Genomic DNA, 16,857 nt, shown 5'->3' with positions numbered 1-16,857 from the left:
CAACGCTCCGCTGACTCCGCTAACTCTCCGCCGCTGAGCTTTGCGTTAGACGCTCGGAACCCACATTTTTGACTACCGTCGCAGAACACTACAAAAATCATCTTGCTCCAGTCTACCTATGGATGGCTGGCGGTTTCGATGCCGCCATTTCTCGCGGCGAGAGCGAGGTCAACGCCGTTTGCCCGAATCCGTCGAACGGATTTACTGCTATTGATCTAGGAGCGGGCTTCGGTATGCACTCCATTCCGTTGGCTCGTTGCGGCTATTCGGTGGTCGCTATCGACAGCTCCCCAAAGCTTCTTGAAGTACTACAAGACCACATCGAGTCGCTGCCCATTCAAACGGTGGAGGACGATTTGCTGGCCTTTCAAAAGTACTTGAACGCGAAGGCACACCTCATCCTGTGCATGGGCGACACGTTGACTCATCTGTCAGATGCGCAGTCCGTCGAGCAATTGTTTTCTCTTGTCGCAGAGTCGTTACACCCAGACGGCATGTTCATTACCACCTTTCGAGACTACACCTCAGCCCTAGTTGGGGATGGACGCTTTATCCCCGTAAAAAGTGACAATGATCGCATCCTGACTTGCTTTCTTGAGTACTCTCCCGACTACGTTACCGTTCACGATGTGCTTCACGAGCGGAGTGGTTCTATCTGGCAACTAAGCGTCAGCTCCTATCGAAAACTCAGGCTCTCGCCGGAGTGGGTATCCTCGAAACTTCAAGCCAAAGGGTTTACGGTTCGCATCGAGCCTGGGCTTGCAGGTATGGTTCGTGTTGTCGCCAAGCGTCTAAAACTGCGCTCAACCGGACCTGCGCGAAAAGCCGCGCAGTCCGGTTAGCTCCACGTTAGGTCTTATCAGGACTAGACATAGGAGATTAGTCATGAACCCCAAAAACATTATTGCAATAGCTACCATTCTTTTTTTCTCGGCAACGATGAAAATAGAAGCAGCGACGATTACGCCAACTGATATGGCGGGACTACGAAGCTTTGACGGTGGTGCGAACGTTTTACTTCTGGGTTTTGACGCTGTAAAACTTGGTACAGAAGATCGTACGTTAGTTCATTTTGATATTAGTGGATTAACTGGAATATTACCGAGTTCGTCACTCAGTATCCCTATAGAAAGTCTCGATCCAGAACCAGGTATATTTAAGATATATTCCTTTGCTGGCGATGGGGTCGTAAGTACTGACGAATGGAATATGGGGACACTTTTTCACGTCTTTACTGATGTTTATGGAGGATTTCTATCCATTGACACCTCAATACTTTTGCAAACAGCTGTGGACAACGGAGAGTCTTACTTGAGCTTTAGTTTTCGTGGCGGAAATTCTGTTCGTTACTGGTTATCGGATATTGTAGGATTGCCTGAGCCTTCAATAACTATAGTTCCGCTTCCTGGCGCATTTTGGTTATTTTATACATGCCTAGGCCTAGTCTATGGCTTTCAAAGGAAAACATCATGATGCAGAAAAAACACCCAACGTGGCGCTCAACCGGAGCGCGGTTATATGCGGTTTTGTTTTTCAGTTTTCCGTGCCGCGCCTGGTTACCTCTAAGTTGGGCGTCATGGATTTCGCTTTCTTGCAGCGTTTTCGCTTCTTAATCTTCGGGTTTGCCATCGTATGCTTTGTCATGCTGGCAGGAGCCGTTTATCAATTCCAAAGGACTACAGCAGACCTGACCGCATTCCCACCTCCCGGACGCATGATTTCAGTAAACGGCGTAAACCTTCACCTATTCTGCATGGGCTCCGGTTTTCCAACGCTGATTCTCGAAGCGGGTCTTGGCGAAAACTCTTTGAGTTGGCATCCAGTTCAATCCAAGCTTGCTCAGAGCATGCGAGTTTGTTCCTATGACCGTCCAGGGCTTGGCTGGAGCGATCTAATAAATGCTCCTATCCATGTCGAAGATGTCGCCAAGAATCTACATACGCTGCTGAAGAATGCGGGTATTTCTCCGCCTTATGTATTAGTCGGACATTCCCGAGGAGGCATATATGTCCGTGCCTTCTATCGTCAGTTTCCGGCGGAGACGCGGGGTATCGTCCTTGTCGATTCGACTCATGAGCAAAGCCCTATGCATCAGTATCCGTATGCCGTATGGGACTATTGGAAACAAGCTATGCAGATTGCAATTGCCGAGCCGTTGTCGCGAGTCGGCCTAGTAAGGCTGATAGGGCTTGCTGACGCCGACCGCATACCTTCCCCGCTACCGGCGGAAGTGCTGGTGGCGAAAACGGCTGTACAAAACCGCAGTGATACCGCACGTGCGGTTGTCAATGAAATTGCCGTCATGCGCCTAGGGCTAAGTCCAACCACACCTCCTCCAACCGATTTGGGAAATCTGCCCTTATTGGTACTGACTGCCGGAAACTTGGTAGACCAGAGCTTGGTCGAGCGCGAAGCAGAGAAATCGGGTAAAAATATCGAAACTGAAAAAGCGCTCGCCAGAATTCAACAGACTGAGCAGGACGACCTAGCCCGCTTGTCCAGCAATTCACGGCATATCATTATCAAACATAGCGGACACTTCATCATGCAAGATCGGGCAGAGGAGTTTGTCAGTGCCGTGAGCGAATTTGTAAAACCCATTGCTGTGAAATTGGAAGGTGAACGCCCAACCATTTACTCTACCGGACTGCGCAATAAAGGCGCGCTGTCCGATCAATTCAAACGTTAAACTGTTGCAGAAAGGGGCTTGCTGAATGACTTTATTCCGTGGTGGCTGTCTATGCGGTGCCGTGCGTTATGAAACAACCTCTGATCCTTTGAACCAGAGGGTATGCCACTGTAGGGCTTGTCAAAAAGTTATCGGCGCTGCTTTCAATGCTCGCGTACTCATGCGCATCGAACATGTTGCGCTCTCTGGCCCAATCAGCACCTTTCACTCTTCAGAAACTCTTGAGCGCGGTTTTTGTTCGTATTGCGGTTCAAGCGTTTTCTCGCGGCGTGTTTCTGCTGGAGTCATCGGCTTAACAGCCGGTAGCCTCGACGAGCCGTCACTGTTCAAACCTGACATGCACTTTTGGGTAGCTTCAAAGCAACCGTGGCTAAAAATCACAGATAACCTGCCTCAATATCCAGAAGGCCCGCCATCTTTAGGTTATAAGCCATGAGTAGTTACGGTAGTTGGCCTAACATTGCATTCGAGGCGACCTGCGCAAAAATCCGCGCAGGCACCAAAACTTCACATTATGCGCACTCAAGGAGGTGCTTATGGATGAAATGAAATTCTGGACGATCATCGACTCGGCGCACGAGCAATCTAACGGCGATATGGACGAGAAGTGCGAGTTGATTCGCACAGCGCTCTCCAATCTACCCAAAGATGATGCGAGAGCGTTTTCGGCTCATTTCCGTGCAATGATGGATCGTGCCTATTCCTGGCCATTATGGGGCGCGGCATATGTGATTAACGGTGGTTGCGGCGACGACACCTTTTCTGATTTTCGAGCTTCGCTTATTTCTCGCGGTCGCACTGCGTTTGCGCGTGCACTCGCCGATCCGGATTCATTGGCAACAGAAGACTTTGACGAAGATGCATGGTTCTACGAGGGATATCAGTATGCCGTAACAGATGGTGTCAAGGCCGCCGTGGGTTCAGCCATCAGTCGGGAAAGTCCCCATCCCGATGAGCCATCTGGTCAAGCATGGGATGAAGACAAAGTCTATGAGCTCTATCCGCAGCTCGCCGAAAAGTTCGCATAACATGGCATTTAACCGGCGTGGTCGGTTACCTCTACGTTGGACCTCTTTAACCTACAGGAACTGATCTATGGGCGCGAAAACTTGGATGCTCGTACTGGCAAACTCCAACGCACGTGAGGCACTCGCTGCCAAGCCTACTTTGGACCGGGAGGCAACCCAGAAACTTGCCAGTACTCTATTCCCCGGCGAAAAACTGGAACAAATCGGCGATGGTAATCTGTCCTATACCTGTCCGCCGGATGATGAGGTGCATATAGGCTGCTTTCCGGGGGTATCGGTCGTCGCGGCCAAAGAGTTTGGTATCGACTACCCATCGAAGTTACCTCAGCGGTTCATCGATGCAGGTGAGAACGGAATAGCCACGCTTCACGCTATGCACAGCGTCGTTGATTGGTTTGCGTATGCGACATGGGCAAATGGAAAGCTAGTGCGCTCCCTGAGCCTCTCTCCGGACAGCGGTATCATGGAGGACATCGGGCCGCGCCTGCCGTTTGAAGAACCGTTCTGGTCAGGGAATCATCCAGCTGTTGATGACGACGAAGCGGCTGCTTATCCACTCCCGTTTCACCCCCTGGATCTTGGGGAGGCAACTTTGAAGGATCAGTTCGGCTATCAGCTTGAGGGTTATATCGATGCCTCGCTGCTTGAACCTGAGTCAGTTCCGCTAGTTCGCTATAAACGTTACCGCTCGCCGTGGTGGAAGTTTTGGTGAAAAGCCCAACCCATTATTTCGCCGGACTTGCGCAAAAAGCCGCGCAGTCCTGTGAATTCAAACGTTGGATATAACTAAACACAACGACGTATTTTTGAAGAAACTAGGAAGCTATTTTATGAATTCGAACCAAAATGCTGTGATGTCTTCTTTAACCTCACATAATCCGTTTACTGGCCGTATCGGCGAAGAGTACGATTTTCTAGGGATGATGTGTCCTAATGTGGTGGTTCTGACGCAGAAGCTCGGCTCCACTATCGGCGCATGGCGTCCTGGCAATACGTTACAGGGACTTGAGATCGGCTGCGGCACGGGCCTGAGCACTCTGTCGTTACTGTCTCAGTGTGGCGACCTACATCTTCGCGCTTTCGATGCGTCATCAGCAATGCTTAAGCAGGCGCGCGCCAATCTGGCGGAGTATGTCGACGCTGGTCGTGTCGAATTCATTGAGAGCGATGCGTTAGCGTTTTTGCAGCAGCAAGCGGACGCAAGTGTCGATGTTGTTGCATCAAATTATGCCATTCACAATTTCCAGAATGACTATCGGGACCAAGTATTTGCCGAAATCTGGCGCGTACTTAAACCGGGCGGAATCTTCGCAAACGGCGACCGCTTTGCTATCGATGATCCTGCTCAGCATCTGGCTTCGACGCAAGCTGACATTCGTCACTGGTTCAAGACTTTTGGAGAGCTGAAGCGATACGATCTCCTGGAAGACTGGGTCGTGCATTTGCTCAGCGACGAGTCGCCAGACCACATCATGTATGCTGCGACCACGCTATCCACATTGCGATCTCTCGGTTTCACCGATGTGCACTCACTCTATCGAGAAGGCGTCGACATGCTCATAACGGCGACAAAGCCCGCGTAGGAGGGTCGCGCACGCGAAATCAATCATTCCAAACCGGGTATGTCGCGGATATCAGGCGGTAAATCCATAATAACCCGCCGTAATCGCGATTAAATACTGAGCCTGGCGAAGACGTCGCCAAGCTCAGTGTTAACGGAATATCAATAATAAGTAGGTCAGGATTAGTGGCTACTTATCGGCACGTTGACAAAATAATATCGCGTCTCGCCAATCCAAACCTTTTCCTGTGGCATTTTGAAAGCAATCTACTGTGTTTTTGGCGTTATTGGTGCCGGCACAGAGGTTGATTATGTTTTGCCAATCCCAAGTTATCCCTTTACCCCAGTTCACCCGGCCGTCGAGCACACTTAGAAAGCAAGCGCCCGGCTCGGCTGGCTTGGTCGTTCCCGCACATAGTTGCTTGACGTTTTTTGGCTCCCAATTCATATTTTTATCGTCATTCCAAGGGATTTTGCCTTGCACCGAGTTAAAGCATTCCGATTCGTGATCGGATGCTTGAACGGTCAATGGATTAAAAAACAAAGCAATTGCGCCAATGGCAATCGAGATGCGGATAAAACGGTAAATAGTATTTGATATTTTCATGAGTAATTCCCTGCATTTTTTAATATTGATGTTAAATATAATTTATTAGCTAAAAACTATATTTTTGGCTCGCTAATAAAATACTCGATAGCTAGAGTATTTTGTTACCAGCTTACGCAGACTCACTATTCCATGAAAAATATGTTTGTCGAATATTTACAAATTCACCTTCAGCTTATTAAAAAATTTAATAAAAATAATAAGCAAAATAATACCCAAGCCAATTAAATACTCGATTAATAATAACCAGGGCTTACAAACCGTTTTGCGTCAGTGCATTGGCCTGCCAATACCGGGATAAATCATTGTTTGAAAACCTGCCGATGGAAAACTCTTCAATATCAATGGCATTTGAAATCACACTGCCTTCAGTAATTAAGTCAGCAATTATCTCTCCGAAAATTGGCGCATATTTCAATGCCTGACCGGCGCCCAAACAGTGGTACAAATTAGTAAACTCGGTGTCCGGACCCAGGATAAATTTCAAATCGGGCGTAATATCGAAAAACGAATGATAGCCGCCGGCATAAACCGGTTTTCCGATTTTCGGGAAACGATTAATTACCTTGCCTAGATAATTATCCAGCTGTTGCTGGGTAACATTGAAACTCAGCGCGTCGTAAATGACGTTGGCGCCCTCCGGATTCATCGCGGTTCGGCTAAATGAGCGGGCAATATCCTTGGCGTTACGGCTGCGAGGTTGATGCATATGTAAAATGCTGCCGCGCCAGCGCCGAAAATAGGCTTGATTCACGTAATCGGCAATGATGGGCATGCCCTCGGGAATGTCATGGACGCTTACTAGAAAGTTGGCTGCATACACGGGTTCCAATGCCACCGGGATGTTCAAGCCGATACCGGCAAATAAATCCGCGCTCCACGCACCGGCGGCATTGATCACATGTTCGGCAAAAATTTTGCCCTGACTGGTATGCAGGGCAGTGATACCTTGCCCTGCATGTTCAAAATCGATCACATCGCAATGCTCCAGCACGTCGACGCGAGTCTTTTTGGCCGCTGTTTGCATGGCGTTCAAGATCTGCGGAGAATCCAGCTGCAATACGTCCGGTTCGTAGTAGTAAATTTCGTCCGGCACGGTTTTTAGGGCTTGGCGGCTCAGTTCCAACACGTCGCGATGAGAAACCATCGCAAAGTCTATGCCTTCCTGTTGCAGCATGTGCTCCAGCGCAGTCCAACTTTCAGCGCGGCTGTCGGCCGCATTTTCCGCAATCCAGATAGCGCCCGATTGCTCGTAGGGGATGTTGACACCCCAGAGGGGTTTGAGATTTTTCCAATATTGGGTTGCCATTTTGGCCATCCTGGCCGCCATCGGCGAGGCGTTGGCGGACCGGACGATGGCGCTATGCCGGGAGCTAAGTCCGGCACCCAGGACTTTTTTTTCGATAATCGCGACTTTACCGCTTTTGTTGCCCAGCCCGCGCTGCACCGAAAAAGCGCATGCCGCGCCGAGACAGCCTCCGCCAATCACCACGGTATGATAGTGCCTATTCATCAAATCTCCGTGCAGCCTGGCGCTGCAAATCAGTTTTCCAGCAGCTATCAAGTCTTGATAGCCGAGATTCCCCCATCGACATGCATAATTTGCCCGGTAATCCAGGCGGCATTCTCTGACAATAGAAAAAAGGCCATCTGGGCAATATCGCCAGCTTCGCCCAAGCGCTTAAGCGGATGCCGCGCGGCAGCAGCCTGTTTTTTGCTATCTTCGCGCAGCAAACTTTCCGCCAACGGTGTGTCGGTCAATGACGGCGCGATCGCGTTTACCCGGATTTTCGGCGCCCATTCCGCAGCCAAGGCGCGGGTCAGGCCTTCTATCGCTCCCTTGGAAGCAGAAACCGTGGCATGGTAAGGAAAACCGGTTTGCACTGCCACGGTGCTGAACAGCACGACCGAAGCCCCATCTGCCGCTTGCAGATTACGTTGGTAGTGCTGCAAACAGCGCACAGCGCCGATTAAGTTCAATTCCAAATCCGCGCTGAACTCCTCGGGCTTGATCCTGGCGAACGGCTTTAAGTTGATACTGCCGGGGCAATAGACCAAACCATGCAAGGGTTCATCGATGACGGGCAATGAATCGCTTAACACGTCACAACTAAAATGTCTGAATACGTTTGCCACCACAGCAGAGCGGCTCAAGGAATACACCTGACATTGTGGCTGAGCTAAACCGGCCAGCGCGCCGCCAATTCCGCTACTGGCTCCTACAATCAAAACATTACGCATGTTGTGCCTCTGTCAGCCCGTGAATCCAAACAAAATCGGTATTTTGCGGTGGGGGTGCTAATGATTTCTTCTTGTATGCGCCGTAACAGACTGAGTTTTGCACCACTAGCCCCCCGTGTCCTCAAGGCTACCTTGCGGATGCGGTTAGTCAATGCGCTGCGCACTGCTAAGCTGGGCGGGATAAACTATTGTTTTTAGTTACGAGATTTGCGAATGAATCTAAGCCGTTTGGGTATTAGCTGCGGCATCGCGGCTCCGGTAATCTGGCTGTCGCTGATTGGCCTGGCTGGCACCATGCGCCCGGAGTTCAGCCACAGCTACCAGTACATCAGCGAGTTGGGCGAACGCGGCAGTGTTACGGAAATTCCGATGCGTTACATTGGCTTCGGATTCGCCGGTTTTTTGTATGTGTGTTTTGCCGTTGCCCTCCCTGCAACTCTGCGCAAAGGTTGGCGTGCGGCGCTACTTGCCACGCTAATTGGTATAGACGGAATAGGACGTATTGGGGCCGGGGTATTTGCCTGCGACCCAGGCTGTGATGGCTTGTCCACCAGTCAAGAATTACATCGACTGTTTGCCATGACCGGGTTTTCCGCGGCTATTCTGGCCGCACTGGTTTGCGGCATGCTGTTCCGGCGCCATGCTTGGCTGAGCATTCTTAGTGTTTACTCGATAGGCAGCGGTCTTTTGGCGGCAACTTTGCTGCTGCTGATGACTTGGGAAGCCAATCCCATCCAAACTCTCGGCCTGTTCGAACACTTGGCAACCGGCTTGCTCTCCATCTGGACGCTGGTGTTTGCCGTGTGTTTATTCCGCTCATCTGCTTTGTCGGATGAATAGCGCCGCAACTCCAAACGGCAATTGGTAAGGCTTAGCCGATTATTTGCGACAAACAACATCGGGGCGATTGATAGGCTAGGAACGCTTGCGCCAGACGATAATACCGGTGGCCAGCGAGATTTCCCTTAGAAAACACAGCAAACCACCAATTAACGCCAACATCGCCGCGATAAACAATAAGGAAACCGCATCGGACAAATCGATGGCAAACTCCACGCCTACGAACATAGCGACGATGGACATACAAACCAGTAAGGCGCAAGTGGTACACAAGGTAATGGACCAATGAGTCCAATGCGCTCGCCGCGCAAGCGTCCGCATCTCGACATGGTGCGCGGCTTCGACGCCTTTTAGCTCGCCTAGTAAGCGAAACCGGTCCACAGTTCGGCCCAGGCGGCTGGTCAGCACCCCCAGAATGCCGGCCACACCCGTCAACAGAAACACTGGAGCGACGGCCTGTTGAATCACATGAGCAACGGTTGGTATGTTGGCTATGACATCCATAATGATGATCCGCAAAGTTAAGAATTTAAAAAATACCCTATCCTCTAGGACGTGCAAAACGGCAAATTTGTCGATTATCGAATAATTTAAACAGGCGTGTTGCATTTAAACGATGTCCGGTTACAGTGTCCGATCCGATAAATTCGACCGCCAATCTCACGGAGTACCGCGTGTTTACCGTCAAATCATGCAAATTTGCCCTGAAAGGGCTTATCCTCAGCCAGCTGCTTTTCACGCCGACCCTGGCCGCTCCCGTCTCGCCTATGTACCGGCCTTCCTCGGCGCTGACCGGTCATGATCTGGCGGTCATCGTCAACGACGCCGACCCGTTAAGTGTGGAAATTGCCGCTTATTACCAAAAACAGCGGCAAATTCCAGCCGAGCAGGTGATACATGTGCGGTTTGCGCCGAAACAGGCGGTGTTGTCCAAACAACAATTCGAACAGGTTAAGCAGGAAGTCGATCAAAAAACACCGGCGCATGTTCAGGCCTTTGCCTTGACCTGGCTACAACCGTTTCGCGTCGATTGCATGTCTATCACCACGGCCTTCGCGGCCGGTTTTAGCGAATCATTTTGCGCGAAAGGCTGCGTTCAAACCCATAGCAGCCCTTATTTCACCTCCGAAACCGATAAACCGTTTAAAACGCACGGCTGGCGGCCCACCATGGCCGTGGCGGGTAAAACCTTCGCGGAGGCGAAAAAACTGATCGATACCGGTGTTGCCTCGGATTATTCGCATCCGCAAGGCTCGGCATATCTGTTAAAAACCTCGGACCAGGCGCGTAGCTCCAGAGCGGTAATGTTTCCGAAAGTGGCCGAATCGTTAAGCAGTTTCTGGCCGGTGAATTATCTGGAGCAAGACTACATTGAAGGCCGCCAGGACGTGATGTTTTATTTCACCGGTCTGACCAAAGTGCCGCATCTGGCGGATAACCGCTACTTACCTGGCGCTGTTGCCGACCATCTCACCTCCGCGGGCGGCGTGATGTCGGGCAGCGACCAGATGAATATTACCGAATGGCTGAGCGCCGGTGCTACTGCCAGCTATGGCGCGGTCGTGGAACCCTGTAATTTCCCGGCCAAATTCCCCAATCCCGGCGTATTGATGTATTTTTACCTGCGCGGCAGCAGTGTGATCGAAGCCTACTGGAAAAGCGTCGCCCAACCCGGCCAGGGTATTTTCGTCGGCGAACCGCTAGCGAAACCGTTTGCCTATCAAGCACACCAAACGCCGGCGAACTAATCGCGCGCGACATCCGCTTCATCATCGGCGACGACAAGCCGATTGCGGCCGGCTTCCTTGGCGACATAAAGTGCCTGGTCGGCACGGTTTAACAGATCGAGCCGAATGCCGCCATGGGTCGGATAAATCGCCACACCTATCGATACGGTGACTTGCGGCAACTGATGATTACCGAACTTTAGCGATAAGCTTTCGATGGCCGAACGCAATGCTTCGAGGCGATGCAAAATTTTATCCGGCTGGATTTCGGTGGTAACCACCACGAATTCTTCACCGCCAAAACGGCACACCATGTCGCTGCCTTCCCGAAAGCCGTTCATCAATTGCGCGGTTTTCTTCAATACTTCATCGCCGGCATCGTGGCCGTAGTTATCGTTGAAGGTTTTAAAATGATCGATGTCGATCATCGCCACGGCCAGCATTTTGCCGCTGCGGCTCATCCGCAACAGTTCTCTATCCAGCACTTCTTCCAGAAAGCGCCGATTGAACAGACCTGTGAGCGGATCGCGGATCGATAATTCGTGCAATTCCTCGCGCAGGGTCAAATTGGCCAAAGCCAGCCGGGCGCTATCGGCTGTGGCTTCGGCTATCGACAGCTCGCGTTGAATATCTTCCGGGGTTTCGCTGGCAAAACGAGATTCGATGTAAATCAAGCCCAAGGCCCGCGAATGGGCCAATAGCGGAATGCAGAGATAAGGATAGCTCCTTTGCTTTACATGACCGCAGACCGGGTTGATGCTTTGGCCGACCCGCGCCATGTGAATACAACCACGCCGCATGCCCCAACATTCATCCGGGGTAAACACCGTTTCCAGCTCGCTTTCGCTGCTGCCCCAGGCATCGACGAGCACCAGCGAGTTACCGGCGGCATCCAGCATATAAAGACCGCCAACGGAACCGGCAAACAAGCGCACCAAGGCAGCTTTAATGATCGGATAGGCCTCGTCCATTTTTTGGCAGCTCTGCAACAAATCGGTCATTTCGCGGATCAATTGCATATGCAAAATCGCGGATTCCAATTCGGTTTGGGCTTTTTTTAACGCGGTAACGTCCCTGGCTGCGGCAAAAATCCCGGCGACATCACCGTTCTCATCCCGATAAACCGAGGCGTTGTACATCACTTCGGTGATCTGGCCGGAGGTATGGCAGATAGCCAGCGGGTAATCGGTGACTTTGCCTTGCGAAAACGCCAAGCGATAACCGTCGCGGGCTTTTTGCGGATCGGTAAAGTAGTTGGAAAAATCGCTGCCGATTAATTGTTGGCGCGGCACGCCAGTGACTTTTTCGGTAGCGCTGTTCACGTCCATGATCTTGCCGTCGGCGTTGATAGTCACCAGCGGATCGAGACTGGCCTCGATCAGACTACGCGCGTAGGAGGTTTTCACGCTCTTCATTGGCGCTACTTAATTACGGCGAAAATTCGGAAGTGGACGACAACACCTATCTAAACGCCTCGCCCCATTGCCCTAGATAAAATCGCTGCTCCAGAGCCGCGCGGCTGCGTTCCGCCTGCTCGCCGGCTTGAAAGTCTTCGGCTAAGGATCTCGTCTCCCCTTGATAGCCCAACGCCAACATCGCCATCGGCGTACAGTCGTCCGGTAAATTCAGCACTTGCCGCGCTTTATCGGCATCGAAACCGCCCATTTGATGGGTAATCAAGCCTAATGCATTGGCTTGCAGGCACAAACTCAAGGAGGCAGCGCCGGTATCGTAAGCGGCAAAGCGGTTGGCTTTGCCGTTGTGATTGAAATTCTGCATCGCCACCGTCAAGATCAACACTGGGGCGTTTTTGGCCCACAGCTGATTTTTTTCGACAATCACCGATAAGGCATTTTGCCAGGCGACGAGATTGCTGGATTTGTCGCAAACCACAAAGCGCCAGGGTTGGTCGTTAAAACAGGACGGCGCCCAACGTGCGGCCTCCAAAACGGCGGTCAAATCCTGGTGGCTTACCGCTTTATCCGGATCGAAAGCCCGCGGGCTCCAGCGGCTGGCGATCAAGTCGTGAATGTCTACCTGAGTAGTGGCGCGTTTATGTTGCATGGCTGAGTCCCTCGTGTGTGCTTAAGTAATTTTTAGCGCGTGCCGAAGCGGCCTACAAGCAACCGTGTGCCACGCATAAACCCGCCGGTAAATTTCGTAAATCAGCAAACCGGATACGGCAACGGATGGTAACTCGCCAACGCCGCTCCGTCCATTTTTAGCACGGTTCGCCGCCAAGCGCCGAGTAGGCTTTATGCCGCTTGGCACTTGGTGCTAAAATCGCGCGTTTACTATCATCCTTAGAATCATTCGGCTAATCGGCGCAACCGTTATTTTCAGCGGCCTAAGTCCGCAACCCAGCCGCTGGAATGCAACGCAGACAACATCATGACCATGGATTACAAACAAACCCTCAACCTCCCCAAGACCGAGTTTGCGATGAAAGCCAATCTGGCGCAACGCGAACCGGAGATGCTGAAAAAATGGAACGAAAACCAGCTGTATCAAAAAATTCGCGAGGTTTGCGCCGGCCGGCCTAAATTTATTCTGCACGACGGCCCTCCTTACGCCAACGGCGCGATTCATATCGGCCACGCGGTTAACAAGGTCTTGAAGGACATCATCGTCAAATCCAAAACCCTCAGCGGTTTCGATGCGCCTTATGTGCCAGGCTGGGATTGCCACGGTTTGCCCATCGAGCTGATGGTGGAAAAAACCGTCGGCAAAGCCGGCGTCAAGGTATCGCCCGCCGAGTTTCGTAAGGAATGCCGCGCTTACGCCAAAAAACAGGTCAATATCCAGAAAGAAGAATTCATCCGCTTGGGCGTATTGGGCGATTGGGACAATCCGTACTTGACCATGGATTTTGCCTTTGAAGCCGACATCGTCCGCGCGCTGGGCAAAATCGCCGCCAAAGGCCATCTGAGCAAAGGCGCCAAACCGGTACATTGGTGTACCGATTGCGGCTCGGCGCTCGCCGAGGCGGAAGTGGAATACGAAGACAAACATTCGCCGGCTATCGATGTGCGCTTCTCGGTGGTGGATGAACATGCATTCATGGAAAAGTGCCACCACGCCGGCGACCGCGAAGGCAAAGGCCCGCTGTCGGTGGTGATCTGGACCACCACGCCCTGGACGCTGCCAGCCAACCAAGCCGTTGCTTTGAATCCGGATTTGGAATATGCCGTGGTGCAATGCGAGATCGACGGCCAAACCGAGCGCTTAGTCATCGCCGAAGCCTTGCTCAAAGATGCTGTACTCCGTTACGGCATCGGCGAACATCACATCGTCGGTTACTGCAAAGGCGCGGCCCTGGAAAACCAATTGCTGCAACATCCTTTTTACGACCGGCAAGTACCTATCATCCTTGGCGACCACGTCACCACCGATGCGGGTACCGGTGCGGTGCATACCGCCCCCGGTCACGGCCAGGAAGACTATGTGGTTGGTATGAAATACGGTCTGCCGGTGGACAATCCGGTCGGCAGCAACGGCGTATTTTTACCCAGCACCGAACTGTTCGCCGGTCTGCATGTGTTCACCGCCAACGAAAAAGTGCTGGAAGTCTTGCGCGAGCGCGGCAAATTGCTGCACCACCACGCCTTGCTGCACAGCTATCCGCATTGCTGGCGCCACAAAACCCCGATCATTTTCCGCGCCACCCCGCAATGGTTTATTTCCATGGAGAAAAACGGCCTGCGCGACACGGCTTTGAACGAAGTCAAACGCGTAGACTGGATCCCCGATTGGGGCCAAGCCCGTATCGAAGCGATGCTGAATAACCGTCCTGACTGGTGTATCTCCCGCCAACGCACCTGGGGCGTACCAATCGCCTTTTTCGTGCATAAAGAAACGGGCGAACTGCACCCGCGTACCGGCGAGTTGATCGAGCAGGTCGCCAAACGTATCGAACAACAGGGCATAGACGCCTGGTTTGAACTGGATCCAGCGGAACTGATCGGCGCCGATGCCGAGCATTACCAAAAAATGACCGACACCCTGGATGTCTGGTTTGATTCCGGCGTGACTCACGCGGCGGTTTTAGAGCGCCGAGAGCAACTGCGCTTCCCGGCTGACTTGTATCTGGAAGGCTCGGATCAACATCGCGGCTGGTTCCAGTCATCTTTACTGGCATCGGTAGCGATGAACGATGTCGCGCCGTATAAACAAGTATTGACCCACGGCTTTACCGTCGATGCCGAGGGCAAGAAAATGTCCAAATCCAAAGGCAACGTGGTGCTGCCGCAAACGGTGATGAAATCGCTGGGCGCGGACGTGTTGCGTTTATGGGTGGCCGGTACCGATTATCGCGGCGAAATGTCGGTGTCCGAGGAAATCTTGAAACGCACCTCCGACGGCTACCGGCGCTTGCGCAATACCGCCCGCTTCCTGCTCTCCAATCTGGACGGCTTCGAACCGGCCCAACATCTGGTTGCCAAGGACGATTTGCTGGCACTGGACCGCTGGGCGGTCGATAAAGCCTGGCAATTGCAGGAAGAGATCAAATCCGCTTACACGGCTTATCAGTTCCAAAGCATTTACCAAAAAGTACTGACCTTCTGTAGTATCGACTTGGGCGGCTTTTACCTGGACATCATAAAGGACCGCCAATACACCGCCAAGGAAGATTGTCTGGCTCGGCGTTCCGCGCAAACCGCGATGTACCATGTCATCGAAGCGCTAACCCGCTGGCTGGCCCCCATCACCAGCTACACCGCCGACGAATTATGGCAATTCATTCCCGGTCAACGTGGTGAGTCGGTGTTTCTGGAAACCTGGTACGAGGGCTTGTTCCCGCTGGACGCCAACGCCACGATTAGTCGCGACACCTGGGACAAAGTGATGGCGGTACGCACCGTGGTTTCCAAGGAACTGGAGCAACTGCGCGGCAAAGGCGCCATCGGCGCTTCTTTAAATGCGGAAGTGGAATTGTATTGTGACGAGGCTTATGGCGCGGAGCTGAACAAACTGGCCAGCGAGCTGCATTTTGTGTTCATCACATCCAATGCCGGCGTCGCCGACATGCAATTCTGCCCGGACGACGCGGTAGCAACCGAATTGGAAGGTGTGAAACTGAAAGTGACGGTATCCGAGCATCCAAAATGCGTGCGCTGCTGGCACCAACGCTATGACATCGGCGAAAACCCTGAGCATCCGGAATTGTGCGGCCGCTGCGTGGAAAACGTCGCCGGCCCTGGCGAGACCCGTCGTTATGCTTAAGTGGCTGTGGATTTCCGCCGTGACGCTGGTGCTGGATCAGGCCAGCAAACTGGCGATTGACGGCTCGATGCAGCTCTTTGAGTCGATCCCCTTGATCCCGTATTTCAACCTGACCTACGTGCATAACACCGGTGCGGCGTTCAGCTTTCTGGCTCAAGCCGGCGGCTGGCAGCGCTGGCTGTTTGCCGGCTTGGCGGTGGTGATGAGCAGCATCATCGCCGTCTGGCTTTATCGTTTAAAAAAACACGAGACTCTGATGGCCGTTGCTTTATCTTTGGTATTGGGCGGCGCCATCGGCAATCTGATCGACCGGGTAGCTTACGGCTATGTGATCGATTTTCTGGATGTTTATTACCAGGATTGGCACTGGCCGGCGTTCAATATTGCTGATTCGGCGATTTGTATTGGGGTGGGGTTGATGTTGTTGGAGAGTTTTGGGGTTGGGCGGAAAGTTGTGGATGTTTTGGAGTAGTCTGTAGCTTTTTCTGCTGAAGCGGGTTACCCCCTTCTCCCTCTAGGGAGAAGGTCGGGATGAGGGGGCAAATTTGGTGTCGCTATCGCGACGGCTGATTTTAATGTCGGTTCGCGGACCGACAACCGCGATACTTTCTTTTGCGTCGCCAAAAGAAAGTATCCAAAGAAAAGGCGACCCGGATGCCGCTTATTCCCTGCGCTCCTCGCTTTTGCCGAGGGTCGGCAGAAGGGGCTTCCCAGCCCCTCCGCCGACGTGCGGCATCCCTGCCGCCCCCCTTCGGGCATTTCTCGCCAAAAGCTCCGGTGCTCGGCGCGGCATACGGGAGCACACCCGTCCCGAGCGATGTAAGGCTGATTAGCAATAGAGTAATGCGCCGAATAATCTAAGGCCAACATACGGCGCAATACGGCTACGCCTATGACGCCCTAACAATTGCGCCTTACGGCCTTATTATCCTAGCGTTCTA

Annotated in this window: 17 protein-coding genes; 11 read left to right on the top strand and 6 right to left on the bottom strand. The window is 52.4% G+C overall.

Going from position 1 to position 16,857, the window contains the following annotated elements; all coding sequences use genetic code 11:
* Nucleotides 1-68 precede the first annotated feature (68 nt).
* From G006_RS0114700 to G006_RS0114675, 7 genes are all read left to right on the top strand, one after another.
* Nucleotides 69-842 carry a class I SAM-dependent methyltransferase gene (locus tag G006_RS0114700; RefSeq protein ID WP_020483967.1) on the top strand — a complete coding sequence of 258 codons (774 nt, stop codon included), beginning with the start codon at nucleotides 69-71 and terminating at the stop codon, nucleotides 840-842.
* 43 nt (nucleotides 843-885) lie between these two features.
* Complete coding sequence (locus G006_RS0114695; RefSeq protein ID WP_020483966.1) at nucleotides 886-1,473, top strand: hypothetical protein; 588 nt, start codon at nucleotides 886-888, stop codon at nucleotides 1,471-1,473.
* Nucleotides 1,448-2,689 (top strand): alpha/beta fold hydrolase, encoded by a 1,242-nt coding sequence (locus G006_RS0114690; protein WP_020483965.1) that lies wholly within the window; start codon nucleotides 1,448-1,450, stop codon nucleotides 2,687-2,689. Before G006_RS0114695 ends, G006_RS0114690 begins: the two co-directional genes overlap by 26 nt.
* Before the next feature lie 25 nt (nucleotides 2,690-2,714).
* Nucleotides 2,715-3,125, top strand: a complete 411-nt coding sequence (locus tag G006_RS27900) for a GFA family protein (RefSeq protein ID WP_081607940.1) — start codon at nucleotides 2,715-2,717, stop codon at nucleotides 3,123-3,125.
* 100 nt (nucleotides 3,126-3,225) lie between these two features.
* Nucleotides 3,226-3,717, top strand: coding sequence for a DUF4240 domain-containing protein (locus G006_RS0114685; RefSeq protein WP_020483964.1), 492 nt, complete (start codon nucleotides 3,226-3,228; stop codon nucleotides 3,715-3,717).
* A 67-nt stretch (nucleotides 3,718-3,784) separates the two neighbouring features.
* On the top strand, nucleotides 3,785-4,429 hold the full coding sequence (locus G006_RS0114680; protein ID WP_020483963.1) for a DUF6928 family protein: 645 nt from the start codon (nucleotides 3,785-3,787) through the stop codon (nucleotides 4,427-4,429).
* 118 nt (nucleotides 4,430-4,547) lie between these two features.
* On the top strand, nucleotides 4,548-5,300 hold the full coding sequence (locus G006_RS0114675; protein ID WP_020483962.1) for a class I SAM-dependent methyltransferase: 753 nt from the start codon (nucleotides 4,548-4,550) through the stop codon (nucleotides 5,298-5,300).
* A gap of 168 nt (nucleotides 5,301-5,468) precedes the next feature.
* On the opposite strand, the gene G006_RS0114670 is transcribed toward G006_RS0114675, so the two are convergent.
* The 3 genes from G006_RS0114670 to G006_RS0114655 all read right to left on the bottom strand — a co-directional run bounded on the left by G006_RS0114670 (nucleotide 5,469) and on the right by G006_RS0114655 (nucleotide 8,126).
* The gene (locus G006_RS0114670; RefSeq protein WP_020483961.1) at nucleotides 5,469-5,885 is read right to left on the bottom strand and encodes a hypothetical protein; all 417 of its coding nucleotides are present in this window, start codon (nucleotides 5,883-5,885) and stop codon (nucleotides 5,469-5,471) included.
* Between the two features lie 253 nt (nucleotides 5,886-6,138).
* Nucleotides 6,139-7,398 (bottom strand): NAD(P)/FAD-dependent oxidoreductase, encoded by a 1,260-nt coding sequence (locus G006_RS0114660; protein WP_020483959.1) that lies wholly within the window; start codon nucleotides 7,396-7,398, stop codon nucleotides 6,139-6,141.
* A gap of 47 nt (nucleotides 7,399-7,445) precedes the next feature.
* Entirely contained in the window at nucleotides 7,446-8,126 is a 681-nt protein-coding gene (locus G006_RS0114655) for an SDR family NAD(P)-dependent oxidoreductase (RefSeq protein WP_020483958.1), read from the bottom strand.
* A gap of 213 nt (nucleotides 8,127-8,339) precedes the next feature.
* Here G006_RS0114655 and G006_RS0114650 point away from each other — a divergent pair, with 213 nt between their 5' ends.
* Nucleotides 8,340-8,966, top strand: a complete 627-nt coding sequence (locus G006_RS0114650) for a DUF998 domain-containing protein (RefSeq protein WP_020483957.1) — start codon at nucleotides 8,340-8,342, stop codon at nucleotides 8,964-8,966.
* A gap of 75 nt (nucleotides 8,967-9,041) precedes the next feature.
* Here the strand turns inward: G006_RS0114650 and G006_RS0114645 are convergent, their stop codons facing one another.
* Nucleotides 9,042-9,470, bottom strand: coding sequence for a DUF2721 domain-containing protein (locus G006_RS0114645; RefSeq protein ID WP_026147065.1), 429 nt, complete (start codon nucleotides 9,468-9,470; stop codon nucleotides 9,042-9,044).
* A 170-nt stretch (nucleotides 9,471-9,640) separates the two neighbouring features.
* On the opposite strand from G006_RS0114645, the gene G006_RS0114640 reads away from it, so the two are divergent.
* The gene (locus tag G006_RS0114640; RefSeq protein ID WP_020483955.1) at nucleotides 9,641-10,714 is read left to right on the top strand and encodes a TIGR03790 family protein; all 1,074 of its coding nucleotides are present in this window, start codon (nucleotides 9,641-9,643) and stop codon (nucleotides 10,712-10,714) included.
* Here the strand turns inward: G006_RS0114640 and G006_RS25615 are convergent.
* Nucleotides 10,711-12,108 (bottom strand): sensor domain-containing diguanylate cyclase, encoded by a 1,398-nt coding sequence (locus tag G006_RS25615; RefSeq protein ID WP_020483954.1) that lies wholly within the window; start codon nucleotides 12,106-12,108, stop codon nucleotides 10,711-10,713. The genes G006_RS0114640 and G006_RS25615 overlap by 4 nt on opposite strands.
* Before the next feature lie 46 nt (nucleotides 12,109-12,154).
* Nucleotides 12,155-12,757 (bottom strand): nitroreductase family protein, encoded by a 603-nt coding sequence (locus G006_RS0114630; RefSeq protein WP_020483953.1) that lies wholly within the window; start codon nucleotides 12,755-12,757, stop codon nucleotides 12,155-12,157.
* 327 nt (nucleotides 12,758-13,084) lie between these two features.
* Between G006_RS0114630 and ileS the strand changes: the two genes are divergently transcribed.
* Entirely contained in the window at nucleotides 13,085-15,916 is a 2,832-nt protein-coding gene (gene ileS / locus G006_RS0114625) for an isoleucine--tRNA ligase (RefSeq protein WP_020483952.1), read from the top strand.
* Nucleotides 15,909-16,388, top strand: coding sequence for a signal peptidase II (gene lspA / locus G006_RS0114620; RefSeq protein ID WP_020483951.1), 480 nt, complete (start codon nucleotides 15,909-15,911; stop codon nucleotides 16,386-16,388). Before ileS ends, lspA begins: the two co-directional genes overlap by 8 nt.
* The last annotated feature ends 469 nt before the right edge of the window (nucleotides 16,389-16,857 follow it).

It is taken from the genome of Methylomonas sp. MK1, assembly GCF_000365425.1.
Taxonomy (GTDB): domain Bacteria; phylum Pseudomonadota; class Gammaproteobacteria; order Methylococcales; family Methylomonadaceae; genus Methylomonas.
This window is presented reverse-complemented; position numbering and strand designations above follow the sequence as displayed.